General features: G+C 62.6%; 16 protein-coding genes. 2 read left to right on the plus strand and 14 right to left on the minus strand.

What is annotated here, in order from left to right; translation table 11 throughout:
- Both ABY403_RS03215 and ABY403_RS03220 read right to left on the minus strand, forming a co-directional pair.
- Window positions 1-268: hypothetical protein (locus tag ABY403_RS03215; protein WP_372838736.1), on the minus strand; the 268-nt coding region annotated here is incomplete at its 3' end.
- A gap of 142 nt (window positions 269-410) precedes the next feature.
- The gene (locus ABY403_RS03220) at window positions 411-1160 is read right to left on the minus strand and encodes a SapC family protein (RefSeq protein ID WP_372838739.1); all 750 of its coding nucleotides are present in this window, start codon (window positions 1158-1160) and stop codon (window positions 411-413) included.
- 522 nt (window positions 1161-1682) lie between these two features.
- Here ABY403_RS03220 and ABY403_RS03225 point away from each other — a divergent pair.
- Complete coding sequence (locus ABY403_RS03225; protein WP_372838741.1) at window positions 1683-2426, plus strand: SapC family protein; 744 nt, start codon at window positions 1683-1685, stop codon at window positions 2424-2426.
- A gap of 96 nt (window positions 2427-2522) precedes the next feature.
- Here ABY403_RS03225 and ABY403_RS03230 read toward each other — a convergent pair whose 3' ends face one another.
- The 4 genes from ABY403_RS03230 to ABY403_RS03245 form a co-directional block, all read right to left on the minus strand.
- The gene (locus tag ABY403_RS03230) at window positions 2523-3704 is read right to left on the minus strand and encodes an MFS transporter (RefSeq protein ID WP_372838744.1); all 1182 of its coding nucleotides are present in this window, start codon (window positions 3702-3704) and stop codon (window positions 2523-2525) included.
- A 75-nt stretch (window positions 3705-3779) separates the two neighbouring features.
- The gene (locus tag ABY403_RS03235; RefSeq protein WP_372838746.1) at window positions 3780-5246 is read right to left on the minus strand and encodes an NAD(P)(+) transhydrogenase (Re/Si-specific) subunit beta; all 1467 of its coding nucleotides are present in this window, start codon (window positions 5244-5246) and stop codon (window positions 3780-3782) included.
- Between the two features lie 16 nt (window positions 5247-5262).
- Window positions 5263-6834 carry a Re/Si-specific NAD(P)(+) transhydrogenase subunit alpha gene (locus ABY403_RS03240; protein WP_372838749.1) on the minus strand — a complete coding sequence of 524 codons (1572 nt, stop codon included), beginning with the start codon at window positions 6832-6834 and terminating at the stop codon, window positions 5263-5265.
- A gap of 166 nt (window positions 6835-7000) precedes the next feature.
- Window positions 7001-7450, minus strand: a complete 450-nt coding sequence (locus ABY403_RS03245) for an isoprenylcysteine carboxylmethyltransferase family protein (RefSeq protein WP_372838752.1) — start codon at window positions 7448-7450, stop codon at window positions 7001-7003.
- Window positions 7451-7581: 131 nt separating this feature from the next.
- On the opposite strand from ABY403_RS03245, the gene kynU reads away from it, so the two are divergent.
- Window positions 7582-8781, plus strand: a complete 1200-nt coding sequence (gene kynU, locus ABY403_RS03250; protein ID WP_372838755.1) for a kynureninase — start codon at window positions 7582-7584, stop codon at window positions 8779-8781.
- 49 nt (window positions 8782-8830) lie between these two features.
- Here kynU and ABY403_RS03255 read toward each other — a convergent pair whose 3' ends face one another.
- The 8 genes from ABY403_RS03255 to ABY403_RS03290 all read right to left on the minus strand — a co-directional run bounded on the left by ABY403_RS03255 (window position 8831) and on the right by ABY403_RS03290 (window position 18485).
- The gene (locus ABY403_RS03255) at window positions 8831-10000 is read right to left on the minus strand and encodes a hypothetical protein (RefSeq protein WP_372838757.1); all 1170 of its coding nucleotides are present in this window, start codon (window positions 9998-10000) and stop codon (window positions 8831-8833) included.
- A gap of 458 nt (window positions 10001-10458) precedes the next feature.
- Window positions 10459-12204, minus strand: a complete 1746-nt coding sequence (locus ABY403_RS03260; RefSeq protein ID WP_372838759.1) for an aldehyde dehydrogenase family protein — start codon at window positions 12202-12204, stop codon at window positions 10459-10461.
- Entirely contained in the window at window positions 12182-13849 is a 1668-nt protein-coding gene (locus tag ABY403_RS03265) for a long-chain-fatty-acid--CoA ligase (protein WP_372838762.1), read from the minus strand. The genes ABY403_RS03260 and ABY403_RS03265 overlap by 23 nt, the downstream gene beginning before the upstream one ends.
- A gap of 135 nt (window positions 13850-13984) precedes the next feature.
- Window positions 13985-14923 carry a LysR family transcriptional regulator gene (locus tag ABY403_RS03270; protein ID WP_372838764.1) on the minus strand — a complete coding sequence of 313 codons (939 nt, stop codon included), beginning with the start codon at window positions 14921-14923 and terminating at the stop codon, window positions 13985-13987.
- Window positions 14924-15017: 94 nt separating this feature from the next.
- Entirely contained in the window at window positions 15018-16127 is a 1110-nt protein-coding gene (locus ABY403_RS03275; protein ID WP_372838766.1) for a saccharopine dehydrogenase C-terminal domain-containing protein, read from the minus strand.
- Between the two features lie 9 nt (window positions 16128-16136).
- On the minus strand, window positions 16137-16895 hold the full coding sequence (locus tag ABY403_RS03280; RefSeq protein WP_372838768.1) for an amino acid ABC transporter ATP-binding protein: 759 nt from the start codon (window positions 16893-16895) through the stop codon (window positions 16137-16139).
- Window positions 16896-16909: 14 nt separating this feature from the next.
- Window positions 16910-17575 carry an amino acid ABC transporter permease gene (locus tag ABY403_RS03285; RefSeq protein WP_372838771.1) on the minus strand — a complete coding sequence of 222 codons (666 nt, stop codon included), beginning with the start codon at window positions 17573-17575 and terminating at the stop codon, window positions 16910-16912.
- 70 nt (window positions 17576-17645) lie between these two features.
- Window positions 17646-18485 carry a transporter substrate-binding domain-containing protein gene (locus tag ABY403_RS03290; RefSeq protein ID WP_372838774.1) on the minus strand — a complete coding sequence of 280 codons (840 nt, stop codon included), beginning with the start codon at window positions 18483-18485 and terminating at the stop codon, window positions 17646-17648.
- Window positions 18486-18642 lie beyond the last annotated feature (157 nt).

Consider the following 18642-nt stretch of genomic DNA (forward strand, 5'->3'; position numbering starts at 1 on the left):
CAACAGTATTCATGCCGACCTGCACCGCATCGCCTTCAAGCCCGAAGTCAGCCTTGATAGCTGCGCGCACCGCTTCTTCGTCCATGCCGAACTTGGCCGAGCGGAACCCGGTAAGCGCCATCGTTGCCTGTTCGCTTGGCACAACCGCCACCGCCGACTGCGCGGCCACAGCCGTGGGTGCGGCGAAGCTGCCAAAAAGCGCCAATATTGCCGCAAAAGCCATGCGGAGAATAACGTCGGAAAAGCGAAGGCTCATGATGGTCGTCATTGACATCTCCAGACGTTAATTCGGACACGAGCAGAAAGGGGCGGCCTTAACCAGGTCGTGCCTTGATGAGCGAAACGAGGGTAAACTTGCGGTCAACCAACTACGTATTTGCTGCACCCGAACGCAGCATCACTCGGGTGCATCAACTCGTTTTTTTGGTGGCGGCACGCGCCTTTTTAGGTGCCGGAGACGACAGTTTTGCAACCGACCGCAGGCTTGCAATCTGGTTATAAATCGCCTTGAGAAACCCCACAGAATGGAGCTTTTGCAATTGCTCGCCCGTAAGGGCTGCAAGCGCCGCTTCGTCGATGATCAGGATGCCATGCACCACAGACTTGGTGCCATCGGGGGCGGTGGTATCAAGCGTTGCACTTTGCAAAAGCCCGAAATCACGCAGCATTCCACAAAAGATTTCGGTGCGCAGGGCTGCGTCGCGATAGCTTTGCGCCAGCGTCAGGGCCTTATCCAAGGCCTCCTCGCGCTCGCCCTTCTCTGAAAAGAAGCGCTCGCCCGATTTCTCGCCAAGGCCGGGATAGGTATCGTCGATGCACAAAAGCGACTGCCCGCCCTCGACATCGCCAATGATGAACGGATAGCGGCGCAGATAGGCAGGGATATAGGCCCCCGTCCAAAGCCCATCACCCGAGACGAAGGCGTTGGTCCCGGGTGCGGCTCCGGTAACGAATACAGCGGCGGGCACGTCAGAACCGGGCAAGAAAGCAATCGGCAGATCGGCCATTGCCAGCTCGAACTCATCCACCAGTGCCGGGATGACATTGGCTTCACGCGCATAAGCAAGCGGCTGAACCGTAGCCCCTATCCGCAGGTTTGCGTGGCGCTTCACATCAAGCGGAACGACATTCTTGTAGAATAGGGGTTTTGCATCTGTCACGTTCTGAACCACCTCCGCTTTTCGTTTATTGCGACTTTTTGTCACATTTTCTTTCGTAAGGGAGCGTAACAATTAGAATAACTTTAAGCAACCTTTATCGCCCAGCCGTCAAATTGCCCCCATATTGACCGTATTTGCGGCGCAATTAGGCCAAAATCCGCTGATTTTTGCGTATTTCCGGCCAACAGTGCCTGCGGCTCGCCCCTCCTGCGCCGTCAGACCTTGACAGTCGGATTGTGCGTTGGATTGGCCACCAAATCAACCCGTTGTGACCCCGGTTGCCGCGCCCGCAAAAGGCCGGTTCTGCGCCGCCTTTTCCGCCCGGCGCAGCAGCGCGCGAACGTCCAAGCGCCAGTGCGCGTCGCGATGGCCTTGGCAAAAGACAACCTTCGCCCGGCGTCTTGGGTGGGCTTTCGTGTGGCGGCGGCACAGATTCAGCACCCCGGTCGCGTTGTAGGCTTGCGGTGCGGGGCAATCCTTCGCACAGTCGGTTCAAATTAGAACGAACCAAAAGGGACGCAGATGACCAAGCAGCTGATGATCTACGAAAACGCCGTGCCGGTTTCGGCAGACGCACACCGGGACGTCGCCGTTCGGCAGGGCGTCAACTTTGGCTTTGCCGCAGATCTCAACTCTGTCCCGCTCGTGGTGGCAGAGTTTGAAAAGGCGGCGGCAGAATACCCTATCGTGTTCGCAGGCGAGGGTGCAGACCTTACACCCGCCGCCGTTGTCGGGCTTCGGGCAGACGAAAACCTTTGCGTAAACGCCAACGGCACTTGGGATGGCGACTATGTGCCCGCGTTTCTGCGCCGCTACCCATTTGTGTTTGCCAATGGCGCGGAAGAAGGCACCTTCACGCTGTGCATCGACAGCGCGTTTGAAGGCGTGAACGAAAACGGCAAGGGCGAGCGTCTATTTGACAGCGAGGGAAACCGCACCCAATACCTCAACACCATGCTGCAATTCGCGTCTGACTATCAGTCCCAAAACGCGGTCACGCGGGCCTTCACTGACCGCCTGCGCGAGCTTGACCTGCTCGAACCGGCAACCGCCACCGCCACGCTGCCCGATGGCACGCGCCTCTCGCTTGGCGGGTTCCAGAGGATCAGCACCGAGCGGCTTGCCAATCTCGACGATGCGGCTGTGCTTGATCTTTTCCGGACCGGCTTTCTGGCCGTCATTCATGCGCATATCGCGTCGATGGCGCAGCTTCCACGCTTGCTGAGCCGCGCCGAACGGCGCGCGGCCGAGCGCAAGGGCGCCTGAAGCGAAGCAATTGGGGGGGGCAGTGCCGCCCCCACCCCGCTCATGCATCCCGCACCAGGGCGGATCAGCAAACCTCGGCGCGCGTTCCACACCGCATTAGCTCGGCCCCGGCACCTTTTTCGGCCGCCGCACCAGCATCAGCCCGGCAAGCCCCAGCGCCGCGCAGCCAGCACCGGTGCTGAACGTGGCCGCGGCCCCAAACTCGGCCCAAAGCACGCCTGCAAGCCCGTTTGCGGCCAGCAGCACGACCCCTGTGACAAGGTTGAACACGCCAAAGGCTGTCGCGCGCAGGCGGCTGGGTGCCGCCGCCGCCACCTCTGCCGCAAGCAGGCCCTGCGTCAGCGCCATGTGCAGCCCCCAAAGCGCCACACCCACCGCAACGCCCCAAAGACCGGGCGCAAATCCTAGCACCAGATCGGCCAACACCAGCACCCCAAAGCCAACCGTCAGCAGGCCGCGCCGCCCGATATGGTCTGACAAGGCCCCCAGCGGCCAAGCCGCAAGCGCATAAACCACGTTCATCAGCACCAGCACCATCGGCGCCAGCGCCATCGCCAACCCCGCCTCGGAGGCGCGCAAAATCAGAAATGCCTCGGAAAAGCGCGCCAGCGTCAGTGCGGCACCAATTCCCACCACCAGCCAAAAACCCTTGCCGAGTGCCGCAAGGCTGGCGCGGTCAAGCCGAGGGCGTGGCGCAGGGGCTGCCTGCGCCTCTGGTTCGCGCACATAAATCACCAAGATCGCCACCGCAGCCAGTGCCGGGATGATCGCCAGCCAGAACACCAGCCGCACATTGCCCGCAAACGCCGCCATCAGCGCAATCGCCGCCAGCGGCCCGACGAACGCGCCGACCGTATCCATCGACTGACGCAGGCCATAGGCCGCGCCTCGTTGCGCCTCGGGCACTAGGTCGGCGACCAGCGCATCGCGCGGCGCGCCGCGAATACCCTTGCCGACCCGGTCGGCTACCCGCGCGGCCAGCACCACCCCCGGCACGCCGGCCATCGCGAAAAACGGCTTGGTCAGCGCACTAAGCGCATAGCCCGCAACCGCGAGCGGCTTGCGCCGCCCCATCCGGTCGCTGAGCATACCCGAGAACAGCTTGACCGCAGATGCGGTCGCTTCGCCCAAGCCCTCGATCAGCCCCAACATCGCGGCCGACGCGCCAAGCGTGCCAACGACGAACAGCGGCAAAAGCCCGTGGATCATCTCGGACGAGACATCCATGAACAGGCTTACAAAGCCAAGCGCCACGATGCCCCTTGGCAGTTTTGCCATGAAACACTCCGCAAAATGATACGGCCCCGGCCTTTGCAGCCGGGGCCGATTGGCACGCTACGCTTTCGCGCCGCCTCAGTCGATCATCGGTAGCAGCTGGTCGAGCGATTTCTTGGCGTCGCCATAGAACATACGGGTGTTTTCCTTGTAGAACAGCGGGTTCTCGATGCCCGAGTAGCCCGTGCCCTGCCCACGCTTGGATACGAACACCTGTTTCGCCTTCCAGCATTCCAGCACCGGCATACCGGCGATGGGGCTGTTGGGGTCTTCTTGTGCAGCGGGGTTCACGATGTCGTTCGAGCCGATCACGATGGCCACATCGGTAGTGGGGAAATCTTCGTTGATCTCGTCCATCTCCAACACGATGTCGTAGGGCACCTTGGCCTCGGCCAGAAGCACGTTCATGTGGCCGGGCAAACGCCCCGCCACCGGGTGGATCGCAAAGCGCACGGTCTTGCCCTTGGCGCGCAGCTTGCGCGTCAATTCGCTGACCGATTGCTGCGCCTGCGCCACCGCCATGCCGTAACCGGGGATGATGATGACCGAGTCAGCATCATTCAGCGCCGCAGCCACGCCTTCGGCGTCAATCGCCACCATTTCGCCCGCGATTTCCATCGCAGGGCCAGCCACACTGCCGAAGCCGCCAAGGATCACGCTGATGAACGAGCGGTTCATCGCGCGGCACATGATGTAGCTCAGGATCGCACCGGACGAGCCAACCAGCGCGCCGGTGACGATCAGCAGATCGTTCGAAAGCGTGAAGCCGATCGCCGCCGCAGCCCAGCCCGAATAGCTGTTGAGCATCGAGACAACCACCGGCATGTCAGCGCCGCCGATTCCCATGATCAGATGGTAGCCAATAAAGAACGCCAGCAGCGTCATCAGCCCCAGCGACCACAGCCCGGCACCGTTGAAGTACATCACCAGCAGCACGGCCGAACCGATCGCCGCCGCGGCATTGAGGTAGTGCCCGCCGGGCAGCTTTTTCGCCTTGCCGTCAACCTTGCCCGCAAGCTTGCCAAAGGCGATGACCGAGCCGGTAAAGGTAACCGCACCGATGAACACGCCAAGGAACACCTCGACCTTGAGGATCGAAACCTCAACCGCAGTCTTGTGCGCCAGAACCTTGGCAAAACCCGCCAGCGCATTCAGCGCCTCGGCCGCCTCGGGCGTGCCCGCCGCCATCAGCGCGTGAATCCGGTTCAGTTCAAGTTCAGCGTTAAAGCCGATGAACACCGCCGCAAGGCCGACAAAGCTGTGCAATGCCGCTACGAGTTGCGGCATTTCCGTCATCTTCACGCGGCCAGCCACATACCAGCCAGCCACGGACCCGACCAGCAGCATCAGCACCAGAATGGTCCAGCCCGAAGCGCTCAGCACCACTTCCGAGCCGAAGATGGTGGCGAACACCGCCAGCGCCATGCCGACGATGCCATACCAGACCGCGCGTTTTGCGCTTTCCTGCCCGGAAAGCCCGCCCAGCGCGAGGATGAACAGGATCGCTGCCGAGATATAGGCAGCCCCTACGATACCAATCGCCATTTTCCCGATCCTCCGCTTACGATTTCTGGAACATGGCGAGCATCCGCCGCGTCACGAGGAAGCCACCGAAGATGTTGATCGAGGCGATCAAGATCGAGATCGCCGCAAGCACCACCACCAGCCACGAACCTGAACCAAGCTGCAACAAAGCACCCAGAATGATGATCGACGAGATGGCGTTGGTCACCGCCATCAGCGGTGTGTGCAGCGCGTGGCTGACGTTCCAGATCACCGAGAAGCCGACAAAGACCGACAGTGCAAAGACGATCAGGTGGCTCATGAAGCTTGCGGGCGCGAAGGCGCCAATCAACAGCATCAGGCCAGTGCCGACCGCCAGCAGGCCCACCTGATTGCGGGTCTGTTTCTTGAACAGCGCCACTTCGTTGGCACGCTTTTCGGCCACCGTCAGTTCCTTGGCCTTTTCTTTCGGCTTGGCCGCAGCAATCGCCGCGATCTTGGGCGGCGGCGGCGGGAAGGTGACGGCACCATCGTGCGTCACGGTCGCGCCACGGATCACGTCATCTTCCATGTTGTGGTTGATGACGCCATCTTTCTTGGGCGTGAGGTCAGACAGCATGTGCCGGATATTGTTAGAATAAAGCGTGCTGGCCTGCGTTGCCATACGGCTTGGGAAATCGGTGTAACCGATCACCGTTACGCCATTGGCGCTGACGATCTTTTCGTCGGCAACCGTCAGGTCACAGTTGCCGCCCCGTTCGGCGGCCAGATCGACGATCACCGAACCCGGCTTCATCATCGCCACCATGTCCTCGGTCCAAAGCTTCGGCGCAGGCCGACCCGGAATAAGCGCGGTGGTGATGACAATGTCCATCTCGGGCGCCAGTTCGCGGAACTTCGCCAACTGCTTTTCGCGGAACTCGGGGCTTGAGGGGGCAGCATAGCCACCCGTTGCCGCACCATCCTGCGTTGCTTCAAACTCGAGGAACACGAAACTCGCGCCCATCGATTCGATCTGCTCGGCCACTTCGGGGCGCACGTCAAAGGCGTGCACCACGGCACCAAGGCTGACCGAGGTGCCAATCGCCGCAAGGCCTGCAACACCCGCGCCCACGATCAGGATCTTGGCCGGGGGCACCTTGCCCGCCGCCGTCACCTGGCCGGTAAAAAAGCGGCCGAAGTTGTTGGCCGCCTCGATCACCGAGCGGTAGCCTGCGATGTTCGCCATCGAAGACAGCGCGTCCATCTTTTGCGCGCGGCTGATGCGCGGCACCATGTCCATCGCCACCACGGTAGCGCCTTGGGCGTTGGCCGCCTCAAGCAACTCCTTGTTCTGCGCGGGGTAGAAAAACGAGATCAGGGTCTGGCCCTTCTGCAACCGTTTCACCTCGGCATCGATCGGAGGCCGAACCTTGACTATCACTTCGGCGGCTTTCGCCAGCGCCGCGGCAGTCTTGACCACCTTCACGCCCGCCGCCTCATAGGCAGCATCCGAGAACCCGGCGGCCGCGCCAGCGCCCGCCTCTATCAGGCATTCATGCCCCAGTTTTTGCAGCTGCGCCGCGCTATCGGGCGTCATCGCCACACGGGCTTCGCCTTCGATTACCTCTTTGGGTGCGCCTATCTTCACCTTAATCCCCCTGGTTCCGAGCTTTTCGCCCACGTGGATACATTGGCGGCGCACTCATAGCATCCGCTCTTACGAATAAACAAGCGCCGCGGCAGCCTTGGAGTGCGACAATCAGCGCGAAGCGGCAGCACCGTAACGGTCCGCCAAAGGCCCGACAGGGCACCGATCAAAGCCAGCGCCGGGTGCGCGCGGCATAGGCGTGCCAAGCATCGCCAAAGTGTGCCGCAATTCGCGCCTCTTCATCACGGATGAAGCGGCGCGCAATCACCACCATGAACGCAGGCACCAAAGGCGCTGCCCAAAGCGCGTGCCAGTGGATCAGCAGGCCCGCCAGCACCAGCGCATCGGCCAGATAGATCGGGTTCCGGCTCAGCGCGTAAACCCCGCTGGTGACCAGCGCGCTCGGGTCGCGGCGTGGCACAAAGGTGGTGTGTCGCGCCACCATCTGCGCCGCAGCCACAAACATCAGCACAAGGCCCACAACCACCAACGCCACGCCCAGCCAGCCACCGCCCGGCAGCGCGAGCGGCCAGAGCCGCCCGGCGACCCATCCGATGGCCGCAAACCCGGCCAGCCAGACGGGCGGCAGATCAAGCCGTTCCAACACGCCACCCACGCGATTGCCTCCCTTGGTTTCACGCCCCTGCCTGCGCCCCCTTGTCACGTCCCTCGGGCCTCAAGGCAAGCCCCCGGGGCTTGCGCCTCGCCGCCCCAAGGGGCAGGCTGAAGCTGAGGAGGATATCCATCATGAGCACCGATTTTACCGCCACCCGCGCGCTGTTCGACCTGCCCGAAGGGGTGATCTATCTTGATGGCAACTCGCTGGGGCCGCTGCCTCGCGCTGCCGCCGCGCGCGTGGCGCAATCGGTCAGCGAAGAATGGGGCAAGTTGCTGATCGCGGGCTGGAACGCGGCAGGATGGATGGAAATGCCCACGCGTATCGGCAACCGCATCGCGCGGCTGATCGGGGCAGAACCGAACTCGGTGGTGCTGGGCGATACGCTTTCGATCAAGGTCTATCAGGCGCTGGCCTCGGCGCTTGATCTGGCAGCACCGGGGCGCAAGGTAATCTTGTCGGACAGCGGCAATTTTCCTACCGACCTCTACATGGCCGAAGGGCTTATCAAAAGCCTCGGGCGCGGCCATGTGCTGCGCGTTGTGGCCCCCGAAGAGGTTGCGGGCGCGTTGGACGACAGCGTTGCCGTGATGATGCTGACCGAGGTCGATTATCGCACCGGGCGGCGGCACGATATGGCAGAACTGACCGCCAAGGCACGGGCAGCAGGTGCCATGACCATCTGGGATCTGGCGCATTCCGCTGGTGCCGTGCCCGTTGACCTTAGCGGTGCGGGGGCTGATTTCGCGGTCGGCTGCACCTATAAATACCTCAACGGCGGCCCCGGTGCCCCGGCTTTCATTTATGTAGCACCCCGCCTTGCCGACCGCGTGCGCCCGGCGCTTTCGGGCTGGCTTGGCCATGACGCGCCATTCGATTTTGAACCCGCCTATCGACCCGGGCGGGGCATAGAGCGGATGCGCGTGGGCACGCCGCCGGTATTGCAGATGGCCGCACTCGATGCCGCACTCGATGTCTGGGACGGGGTTGATATGGCTGATCTGCGCGCCCGCTCTTTGGCGCTGACCGACCAGTTCATCGCCGATATCGAAGACTGCTGTCCTGTGCTGCAACTTGCCACGCCGCGCGATCATGCCCGGCGCGGCAGTCAGGTCAGCTTGCGCCATCCGCAGGGCTACGCGATCATGCAAGCGCTGATCGCAGAGGGCGTCGTGGGCGATTTCCGCGCCCCCGACATTTTGCGCTTCGGCTTCACGCCGCTTTACACCTCGTCCGAAGACGTGGCGATGGCGGCGGCGGTGCTGACCGACGTGATGCGCCAAGAGCTATGGGACCGGCCCGAATACCAGGTGCGCGCGCGGGTGACCTAGTGCGCGCAGGGTGCGCGCGGGCGGCTGCCAAGGCCGCCCTGCCCGCGCCCTAGTGGCAGTAGTTGTTAGAGGCCGACATGGCCGGTGCGCCCGGTGCCACTGCGATGCCGGTGATCAAATGGCCCACGCGCTTGTTGAACACGTCGATCAACGCCAACTCGCCCACCTCGCCCAACGGAATGTATAGCTTGCGCCCATCCGCATCAGCCACCGCCTGCCCCGGCACGCCTTCAAGCGCCAATTCGCCCGCGACGGTCAGCGATTCAAGATCAATCACCACCGCGCGGCGCTCATTGGCGCTGATAACATAAGCGAGTGTTTCAAAGAAACCGGTGGCGATCGAGGTAATGTCGCCCGGGCCGGGCAATGTGGCCACGACATCGAACCGGTCGCTGGCAATCACCGAAATCGTGCGCGATCCGGTATTGGAGACCAGCAGATATTGCCCGTCCGCTGTGCCATAGGCGCGCGAGGGGGCGTTGCCGAGGCTGATCGTACGCACCACGTTCCAATCACGCACGTCGATCACATAGCCTTTGCCGCCCAGCGCATCGGTCACCAACCCCATGCGCCCATCCGGCGTGCGCGTCAGCGCCGAAAGATTGACCTCCCCCGGCACAGCACCCGCCTCACGTAGCGAAGCAGGCGCAAGCAGGCTGGCCGTTGCCACGTCGATGCGCCGGATCTCTGCCTCGGAGTCGTCGATCACATAAAGCGCCCCGCCATCCGAGCCAAAGGTCATCTTGGAAGGTGCGTTTAACCCCTCGACAATGCCGAACAGCGTTTCATCGACCAGATTGATAAGTGCTATCTTGCCCGCTTCTGTATCGGCCACAGCCAAAGCCCTGCCATCCGGCGAAAGCACCATCAGATCGGGCACGATTTCCAGATCAAAGCGCGCCTCGACCGCGCCGCTTGGCAGATCGACCAGCGCCACCAAGTGCTCGGCCCGGTTGAGCACGACCAGCCGCAGCTTGGCGAGCGAGACCAACAGCTGATCCGGCACGAACGGTAGCGTGCGCGTGCCCACAAGCCGGTCGCTTTTTGCGTCGATCACTGCAATCTCGGGCGCGGACTCGTTGGCGATGAACACATATTCATCGACCGAGCCAAAATGCACCGTGCCAGAGCCAGAGCCGGGCCCGAACTCGCGCCACAGGCCCCATGCCGCAAGCGCCGCCAGCACCACCGCCGCCCCGATCCAAAGCACTCTTTGCATCTTCGCCCTCCAATGCCCTACCGTTTGGCGCCCAAAGCAAGCTGCTTCTGGCCGCCGCAAAGATCGTCTCGCGGCATCCTGACCGCCTGCCGACCCGCGCCCGACCTATAGCCGATTATGTAACCGCCAGAACCCAGAGGACGCCGAGTGTCAATCACATACAGGTGAAGGTGGTGTGATCTTCTTGTCGCACCCAAAAGATAGATTATCTATACAGATTTTGTGTGCCCGCCGTTCTGCGGAAAAACTGTCAACAAGTTCCGTGGCTTGGGCCGCGTCGATAGGCGGACCGGACAAGGCACTGACACCCGGCGGATGGGCAGACAGGGAAAGGGGCACCGATCAGGCGGCAGCGCGCGTGAAGCAAACCGTTTGGTTCGGCGCGCTCGACTACGGCCTGATTGTCGCTGATCTGGAAACGCTTTGTGCCGTAACCGCCAACACGCAGCACCTGCGCCTTAGCCGCGCAGCGTGGCCAGCATCAGGCGCGGTAACTTGCGCCAAGCGGGATAGGCCACGAAATCGGTCAAAAGGCGGCCAACCTCGCGCGCGCGCCGGTGGGTAATAAACCACGGCGGCTTTGGCAGCACCGAAAACCCATGGCGCAGGCCGCGCGGAAACGGTGCCCAAGGTGCCACGATCACCGTGCGCTCTGTCGTATCAAGCATCAGGCAGTTGTGCACCGAGCCGATGCCCGACTGCACATCCTGCGGCGAATGACCCGGAAAGGCACCCCAAGGCGTTTGGGCCAGTAGAAAGCCGATCCCGGTCCAGCCGTTTACCGCGATGCAGCCATAGCGCAGCCGCGCAAGCAGTGCTTCAAACCGCGCCCGTCCGATGGCGCGTAGCGTGGCGGGATGGATCAGGATATTGGCACCCAGCGTGCCGTGCAGCGAGTCATTGGCCCAATCGATCGCCGCACTCAGAAAACGCTCGGCATCTTCGCCGGGCAACCGCTTGACCGCCAGCACCGGCGCAAAGGCCTCGGTCGTTTGCAGCGCGCAGGCATCAGCGGCGGCGTCAAGATCTACCAGCACCAGCGCAGGTGCCGCGCCGCGCGGCAACCGGCTGATCGCCGCACCCGCCGACTGCGCAAGGGCCTGCATGCGCGCCTCGGCACCCGGATACCACATCGGGCGCGCGCCCGACCGGCCCATCACCTCGGCAGTTGCGGCCAGCAGCGGATCGGCCCCCGCCCAGCCTTCGGGCAGCACCAGCGTCTGGCAAGCAACGCAGTTGAAGCCCGAGTTCTGCAATTTTTGCGTGGCGATATGTTCGCCCTGAAAGGCGATATCGGCTTTTGACCACGGCCCCGGCACCACGATCGTGGGGCATACCGCGCCAAGCTCGCTGGTCACGGGGCGCGGGTTTTGGCGTCGCCCGGCGGCCTTGTTGGCAGCACCCTCGGCCCCCTGCCCCCAGACGATGGCGTCATGCGTGCCGCCCGCACCGGTGATGTGGATGGTTTCCACCAAAGGATGCGTTGCCAGCCATGCGCCGTCGCTGCCCTCGCCTTGCAAAATACGCAGAACACCGCGGCGGATCAGCGGTGCCATCGCCTCGGCCAGCACCGGGGCCAGATCGGACAGCACTGGATTAAGCTTCAGCGCCACGACCTGATGCTCGACCAGAAGTTTGTAAAGGCAGTCGAGTGGCGCAATCGAGGTTATGTTGCCCGCACCCAGCACCAGCGCCAGCGCGCCTTGCCTAGCCTCGGGCGGGGTGTCCCAACTCGCTGCGGCGTGGCTGGCAAGGTTTGCCTCGGTGACGCCCGGTTGCATCCACACCTCGGCCGAGATGCCGGAATAAAGCACCCGGTCCCAGAAATTGTGCGGCAGCACCCGCAACGCCAACTGGCCATTGTCGAGGTTGCGGTGGCGAATACCGCTCAGAAAGCGCTTTCCGGGCAGTTTGCGCAGGGTTTCGGCATAGCCGTCGTAACTGGTCAAAAGCGCCAGTGGGCCGGAAAGCCACTCTTCACCTTCAAGCGCCGAGCCGGGCGGGATCTGCTTGATGCGCGATGCCACCTCGACCCAGCGCGCGGCAAGCGGCGGCACGGCGGCGCGCAACTCTGCCAGCACCTCCAACCGCGCCTCGGCGCCGCTTTGCGCCCAAGCGTGCCGGGCTGCCGCCAGTTCGGTCAGCGCCGCCTCATACCCCTCGCGCCCGATCACCGCTGCGTCAGACGAGCTCACCGCCTGCATCGCTAACCGCTCCCTCCGCCCCTTCCGGCGGCATCAGTACATCACCAAACTCTTCACGCAACTTGGCTTTGAGAACCTTGCCAGTTCCGCCCATCGGCAAGGATGCCACGAACACCACCTTGTCGGGCACCTGCCAATGCGGCACCTTGCCTTCATAGAAGGCAAGCATTTCGGCCTCGGTCAGTTCGCTGTCTTGCCGTTTCTGCAAAATCACGACCGGGCGTTCATCCCATTTGGGGTGCCGTGCTGCGATCGCGGCGGCGTTGACAACCTTCGGATGCGAAGCGGCGATGTTTTCCAGTTCAACCGTCGAAATCCACTCGCCACCAGACTTGATGATGTCTTTGGTGCGGTCGCGGATAATCATGTATCCATCGGAATCGATCGTGGCGACATCACCGGTGTCGAACCAGCCATCGACCGTCAGCGCCGTGTGGCCAGCCTTGAAGTAGCTGTCCACAATCCAATGCCCGCGAATCTGCAATTCGCCCTGCGTCATCCCGTCGTTAGGCAACACATGGCCCTGCGCATCGACAATGCGCAACTCCACACCAAACGGGGGGCGGCCTTGCCCCATCCGGATCATTTCCTTTTCGGCATCGCTCAGCGATTGATGTTTCTGCAATAGCTGGTTCAGCGTGCCAAGCGGGCTGGTTTCGGTCATGCCCCATGCATGGATCAACTCGACCCCGTATTTGTCGCGGAACGCAGCGATCATCGAGGGTGGCAGCGCCGAACCACCAACCACCGTGCGTGTCAGGCTTGGCGCTTTCGAACCCGAAGCTTCCAGTGCCGCCAACAGCCCCATCCAGATCGTCGGCACCCCCAGCGCCAGTGTCACTTCTTCGCCGTCGATCAGTTTGACAAGGCTCGCGCCATCCAGCCCCGGCCCGGGCAGCACCAGTTTGCAGCCGACCGCGGGGGCGATGTAGGGCACCCCCCAAGCGTTGACGTGGAACATCGGCACAACCGGCATCACCGTGTCGGCAGCACGTAGCGCCAAGCCGTCAGGCTGATTGCCACCAAGCGAATGCAGCACGGTCGAGCGGTGCGTATACAGCACGCCCTTCGGATGGCCCGTGGTGCCCGAGGTGTAGCACAGCGACGATGGCGAGGTTTCGGCAAGATCGGGCCAGCGATAGCTCGCATCGCCCGCAGCAATGAACTCGTCGTAAAACAGCAGCCCCGGCACCATTGCTGCGGCTTCTTCGTCGCGCGGCCCCATCAACACAATTGCACGCAGGGTTTTCAGATGTGCGCCCAGTTTTGCAACGGCGGGCAAGAAGGTGCTATCGACGAACAGCACCTGATCTTCGGCATGGTTGATCACATAGATCAACTGCTCTGGCGCAAGACGCGGGTTGATCGTGTGGCACACGAGCCCCGCCCCCGCGACGCCGAAATAAATCTCCAGATGGCGGCGGTTGTTCCATGCGATGGTGGCGCAACGTTCGCCCTGATGCAGGCCCATCGCGGTCAGCGCAGATGCAAGGCGGCGCGTATTGGCGGCAACCTCGCTCCAGGTCGAGCGTTCTATCCCACCGCCGGTAGCGACCGAGACGACCTCGGTTGCGCCATGATAGCGGCCTGCGTGTTCAATCAATGCACTTATCAGCAGCGGTTGCTGCATCATCCGTCCCAACATTCGAATTTTCTCCCCCGCGCGTTCGAAACCGCTGGCGCCAGATTGTCGGCGCTGGGGCGAATGTGGCGCGCGCGTCCGGGCGCGTCCATGCCGAAACGCCCCTGCGCGGCGGTCGCGACGTAAGGTCAAATGTGATCAGGCAAGCGCAGTGTGGCAGCAGCGTTGCAGCAGCCCGATGTATCTGTTGCCACCCAGAAATGCCGTATGCGCGAACCAGAGCTTCATCGGCTCGACCTCATGCAGCACCAACATCCGCACCGCCGGGTCATTCGGATCGACGCTCCATTCGGGCACGACGCCATAGCCAAGCCCCGCCTCGATCAACCGCGTCACCGAGGTAGAGCCCGAGGCCGAAGTGGCGATGTGCGGCGTGAAGCCCATGCGTTGGCCAAGGTAGTCGAGCGCGCGCTGGCGCACCGCCTGCCCCGCCTCGTAGGTGACGAAAGGCCGGTCGCGAAAGGGCTGCAACGCTTCGACAAGCGGCCTCTTGCCCGTATCGGGCAAATCCCACGCCGCGGGCCAGACCAGCGCCAGCCGATACGAACCAAGCAGTTGTTGTGTGATCGCGGGATGCGAAAAACTGCGCTCGCTGACAGCCGCATCAAGCGCGCCGTCCATCATCATCTTTTCGAGCGTGGTATCACGCTCGAAAAAGGCCAATTCGATCTCGGGTGCCTCGCGGCGAAACTCTGCAAGGATGCCCGGGAAAAAGTGGTGGAACAGCGCCTGCGGCACACCCACGCGCAAAACCGAATGGACATCGTGCAAGAGCACCGAGATCCGCGACAGGATGGTTTCCAGCTCATCCCCAAGCGAGGCGTGCAGCGCCCTGCCCTGCGGCGTCAGCGTGACCTTGCGCGAGCCTTTTTCGGCCTCGATCAGCCGCGCGCCGTAAAGTTGTTCGAGCCTGCGCACATGGTTGGCGGCGGATTGGTAGGAAATGCTCAATTCGCGCGAGGCCGCAGAGAACGAACCGGTGCGCGCGACCAGATGGAAGGTCTGCAACAACGAGATATCGACCTTGACCGCGCGTTCGCCGCCCTGTCCGCCGTTCTTGCCAACGCGTTCTGTCACTGCCCCACCCCAACTGTCATCGCGGATGACCGCAACTCTTGCCCGCGCAAATGGCACGGCTTGCTCGCCGCTTTGGTACCACGCACCCGGCCCCTCAGGCCGGGAACGCCGCAGTGCCGGCGGGGTCGAGCGTGGCGAAGAAATGGCTCTGGCGCAAGCTTGCAGGGCCGATGTCGCCCGGCGCGATCAGCCCGGCGCGGGGCGGCGTGCCGGTGCAGATCAGATCGAGCATGGCGCAGGTATGTGCTGCGGTGGCAGTGGCCGAGGCGCTGGCCGGTGCGCCCGCCTCATCGGGTGCCGCGCGCAGTTCCTGCCGGGTCCAGACCTCGGGCGCACCGGGGCTTGCACATTGCCGAATGGCGATCAGCACCCGGTCGTCGGCCGTTTCGGGCAGCGCCGTCGTCAAGAGCGCGCGCAACTGGTAAAGCCGCGCGGCAAGCCCAAGATCGTCAAGCAAGAACTGCATGTAATCAAGATGCCCCGGATAACGCAGGGTCTTGAACACCAGCGCCCCCACCTTGCCGGCGTGCCGCCGCGCCAGCGCATCTAGGCTGCCTGATGTTGCAAAAGCCTCAAAGGTGGTGCCGCCAAGCGTCACGGTTTCCGAAAGGGTCAGCGGCGCGATCTCGGCCAGTTGCCCCTGCTCGACCACAAGGCACGGGTTCGTATATTCATCCAGAAGCCCGTCGATGCCCCAGATATTGGCATAGCCAAGCCGATTTTCGCGCCGCGCTGGCAGCACACCCACAAATACCGTGGTCTCTGATTGCGGTGCAGCCTTGGCCAAAAGCTCGGCCGCCAACGCCGTTACATAGCCCGGTGCCAACCCGCAGCCCGGCGCAAGACAAACAGCCCCCGCATCGCCCGCCAAAGCCGCCACCTGCGCCGCCGCCCCGGTATCTTCCAAGATGTCGAGGTAATGACAGCCACTTTCTAACGCCGCGCGCGCCACCTCGGCTGGTGCCATCGTCGCATCGGTCAGAACCACGGCGCGCATGCCATGCAGCAACGTGGAAAGATCATCGCGCAACCCCGCGCCACCGAAGGGCATGGTCGCCAACCCGGCGGCAGTGGCAAGCGCCAGCGCATCGGCATCGCGCGAACTCAACTGCGGTGCAAAGCGCGCATCGGACGCAAGCATCCGCGCAATGCGCCGCCCCATCCGCCCGGCACCCAGCACCAGAACCGGAATCTTGCCGCTCATGTCCGCGCCTCAGGCGTGGAAACGCGCAAGAAACGCCCTGAGCCGCTCGGACTCGGGTTTGCGCAGGATTTCCTCGGCGCTTCCTTGCTCGGCAATTCGTCCGCCTTCCATGAACAGCACTCGGCTAGCCACATCGGCGGCAAAGCCCATCTCGTGCGTGATCAATACCATCGTCATGCCGGTATCGGCAAGGCGGCGGATCACGGCCAGAACCTCGCCCACCAACTCTGGGTCTAGCGCCGAAGTCACCTCGTCGAGCAGCAGCACCTCGGGGCGCATCGCCAGCGCCCGCGCGATCGCCACGCGCTGTTTCTGCCCGCCCGACAGATGCGCAGGATAGGCGCGCGCCTTGTCGGCCAGCCCGACCTGCCCTAGCAGATCCATCGCCCGCGCCTCTACTTCAGCGCGCGGTTCGCCAAGCACCTTGATCGGCCCGGCGGTGACGTTGCCAAGCACTGTAAGATGCGGAAAGAGGTTGAAGTGCTGAAACACCATGCCGACCTTGCGGCGCAACTCGCCCGTGCCGATCGCTTCGCCGCGGCCCCGAAACCGAGAACTGACCTCTCGGCCCTTGAAGCGGATCGTGCCGCTGGTGGGCACCTCCATCATGTTCAGACAACGGATCAGCGTCGATTTACCCGATCCGGAAGGCCCGATCACGCCAAGCACCTCGCCCGGCATCAGATCGAGATCGATGCCCTTGAGCACCTCGAGCTTGCCGAAGCTTTTGCCGAGGCCCGCTACAGAAATTACTGCGGAATTGGTCATTTCGCCCCCCTGCTTCAGTCGCTGCGCCGCATCCGACGCTCAAAATGGTCCGCCACCTGCGTCAGCGGGAACAGCATGGCAAAGTAAAGCACGGCTGCCAGGCTATAGGCTTCCAGCGGACGGTAGGTTTCAGAAGTCACGACCGAGGTCATGTAAGTCAGTTCGGCAATCGAGATCGCGTAAAGCAACGAGGTGTTTTTCAGCTGAATTACCGACTGGTTGATGAAAGAGGGCAGCATGTTCTTGATCGCCTGCGGCAAGATCACATAGCGCATCGATTGCAGCCCCGACATGCCGATGGCCGCCGAAGCCTCGCGCTGCCCCTTGTCGAGCGCCAGAATCCCTCCGCGGAAGATTTCGGCATAGAACGAGCCGACATAAAGCGACAGCGTCAGCAGCCCCGCCATGGTATTTGAAATGCTGACGCCCAACAGCATCGGCAAAGCGTAATATGCCCAAAGAATCTGAACCAGAAGCGGCGTGCAGCGAAACAATTCCTGATACGAGCGCGAAATCAGGCGTAGCCACCAAAAGCGCGACAGGCGCGCATAGCACGAGGCCGCACCGACAACGACGCCAATAGCGATCGAGCCTATAGTGTAAAGAAACGTCGTCCACACACCCCAAAGCAGCAGATCAAACGACTGCATGACCGTAAAAAAATCCCAGTGGTAGGTCATCGGGAGGTGCTCCTACAGCATCTGCGAGTGGGAAGGGAAAGCGGGCCCAGAAGGGCCCGCATGGCGTGATTTAGCCGTTGATATCGAAGCCCGCGGGCAGATCTTCGATCGTGATGCCGAAAGGCTCAAGCCCCATCAGAATCCAGGTCTGGTTGTTGCCGACGCGGCGGTTGTAATCGGCCCAAGCAGATACAAAGCTTTTCCAGACTTCATCGGTGGAATAGTTCATGCCGATGACCGAAGGCGACGACAGGATCGGGGCCGGCACATAAACCGCGCCGATGCCTGGGTTTTTCTTGCTCATCACCATCGAGTTCAAAACCGTGTTGATGATCGCATCGGCCTTGCCGGTCTGCACCGCCAGCACCGCCTCGTCGCGGGTCTTGAAACGCAGCACATTGGCTTTCGGCAGATAGGCCTTGGTGATCTGATCCTGCGAAGAGCCGAGGTCCACGGCGATCGTGTATTTGGGATCGTTCAGTTCCGCCCAGGTCAAGTTGGCAAGTTCCGGCTTCGGCGAAATGATCGTGAAGGCGTTATAATAGGTCGGTGCCGAAAAGCTGACCGCAAGCGCGCGTGTCGGCAGCGCCGTCAGCGCAAAGGCAAGGTCAACCTTGTCCGCCTGCACGTCTAGGATCGAGTTGGCCCAACTCGATTCAACGACTTCAAGCTCGACGCCCAGAACTTGCGCCATGTCCTTGCCCATTTCCACCACAAAGCCGCGCCATTCGCCGGTGCGCGGGTCCTTGCTGAAATAGGGGTCTTCATTCAAAATGCCCGCAATGCGCAGCGTTCCGCGCGCGCGGATCTCATCGACTTTGCTGGTTTGCGCCTGCGCGGCAGTGACAGCGGTGGTCATGGCCAAAGCGGCGGCGGCAACCCCTACCATCACACGTTTGAAAAGCGACATCGGATACTCCCCGTGTTGATGCGGCCCCTGCCGCGACAATTCTGCTGTGCCGACCTTCTGGTTTCGGGCCGGTTGCCGCAAGACCACCCGCTTTCCGGCGCTCGATCAATACAAGATTGATGGGGTAATATACAATTCGTCTTGTAACTCGAAGCCA

This window comes from Phaeovulum sp. (genome assembly GCF_041596715.1).
In the GTDB taxonomy this organism is placed as follows: Bacteria; Pseudomonadota; Alphaproteobacteria; order Rhodobacterales; family Rhodobacteraceae; genus UBA6213.

What these genes read in the sequence shown, in the direction of transcription:
- ABY403_RS03225 (WP_372838741.1), top strand. Translation starts at nt 1,683, where the DNA reads ATGACCAAGCAGCTGATGATCTACGAAAACGCCGTGCCGGTTTCGGCA.
- ABY403_RS03275 (WP_372838766.1), bottom strand. Translation starts at nt 16,127, where the DNA reads ATGAGCGGCAAGATTCCGGTTCTGGTGCTGGGTGCCGGGCGGATGGGG.
- ABY403_RS03290 (WP_372838774.1), bottom strand. Translation starts at nt 18,485, where the DNA reads ATGTCGCTTTTCAAACGTGTGATGGTAGGGGTTGCCGCCGCCGCTTTG.
- ABY403_RS03235 (WP_372838746.1), bottom strand. Translation starts at nt 5,246, where the DNA reads ATGGCGATTGGTATCGTAGGGGCTGCCTATATCTCGGCAGCGATCCTG.
- ABY403_RS03260 (WP_372838759.1), bottom strand. Translation starts at nt 12,204, where the DNA reads ATGCAGGCGGTGAGCTCGTCTGACGCAGCGGTGATCGGGCGCGAGGGG.
- ABY403_RS03230 (WP_372838744.1), bottom strand. Translation starts at nt 3,704, where the DNA reads ATGGCAAAACTGCCAAGGGGCATCGTGGCGCTTGGCTTTGTAAGCCTG.
- ABY403_RS03265 (WP_372838762.1), bottom strand. Translation starts at nt 13,849, where the DNA reads ATGTTGGGACGGATGATGCAGCAACCGCTGCTGATAAGTGCATTGATT.
- ABY403_RS03280 (WP_372838768.1), bottom strand. Translation starts at nt 16,895, where the DNA reads ATGACCAATTCCGCAGTAATTTCTGTAGCGGGCCTCGGCAAAAGCTTC.
- kynU (WP_372838755.1), top strand. Translation starts at nt 7,582, where the DNA reads ATGAGCACCGATTTTACCGCCACCCGCGCGCTGTTCGACCTGCCCGAA.
- ABY403_RS03285 (WP_372838771.1), bottom strand. Translation starts at nt 17,575, where the DNA reads ATGACCTACCACTGGGATTTTTTTACGGTCATGCAGTCGTTTGATCTG.
- ABY403_RS03255 (WP_372838757.1), bottom strand. Translation starts at nt 10,000, where the DNA reads ATGCAAAGAGTGCTTTGGATCGGGGCGGCGGTGGTGCTGGCGGCGCTT.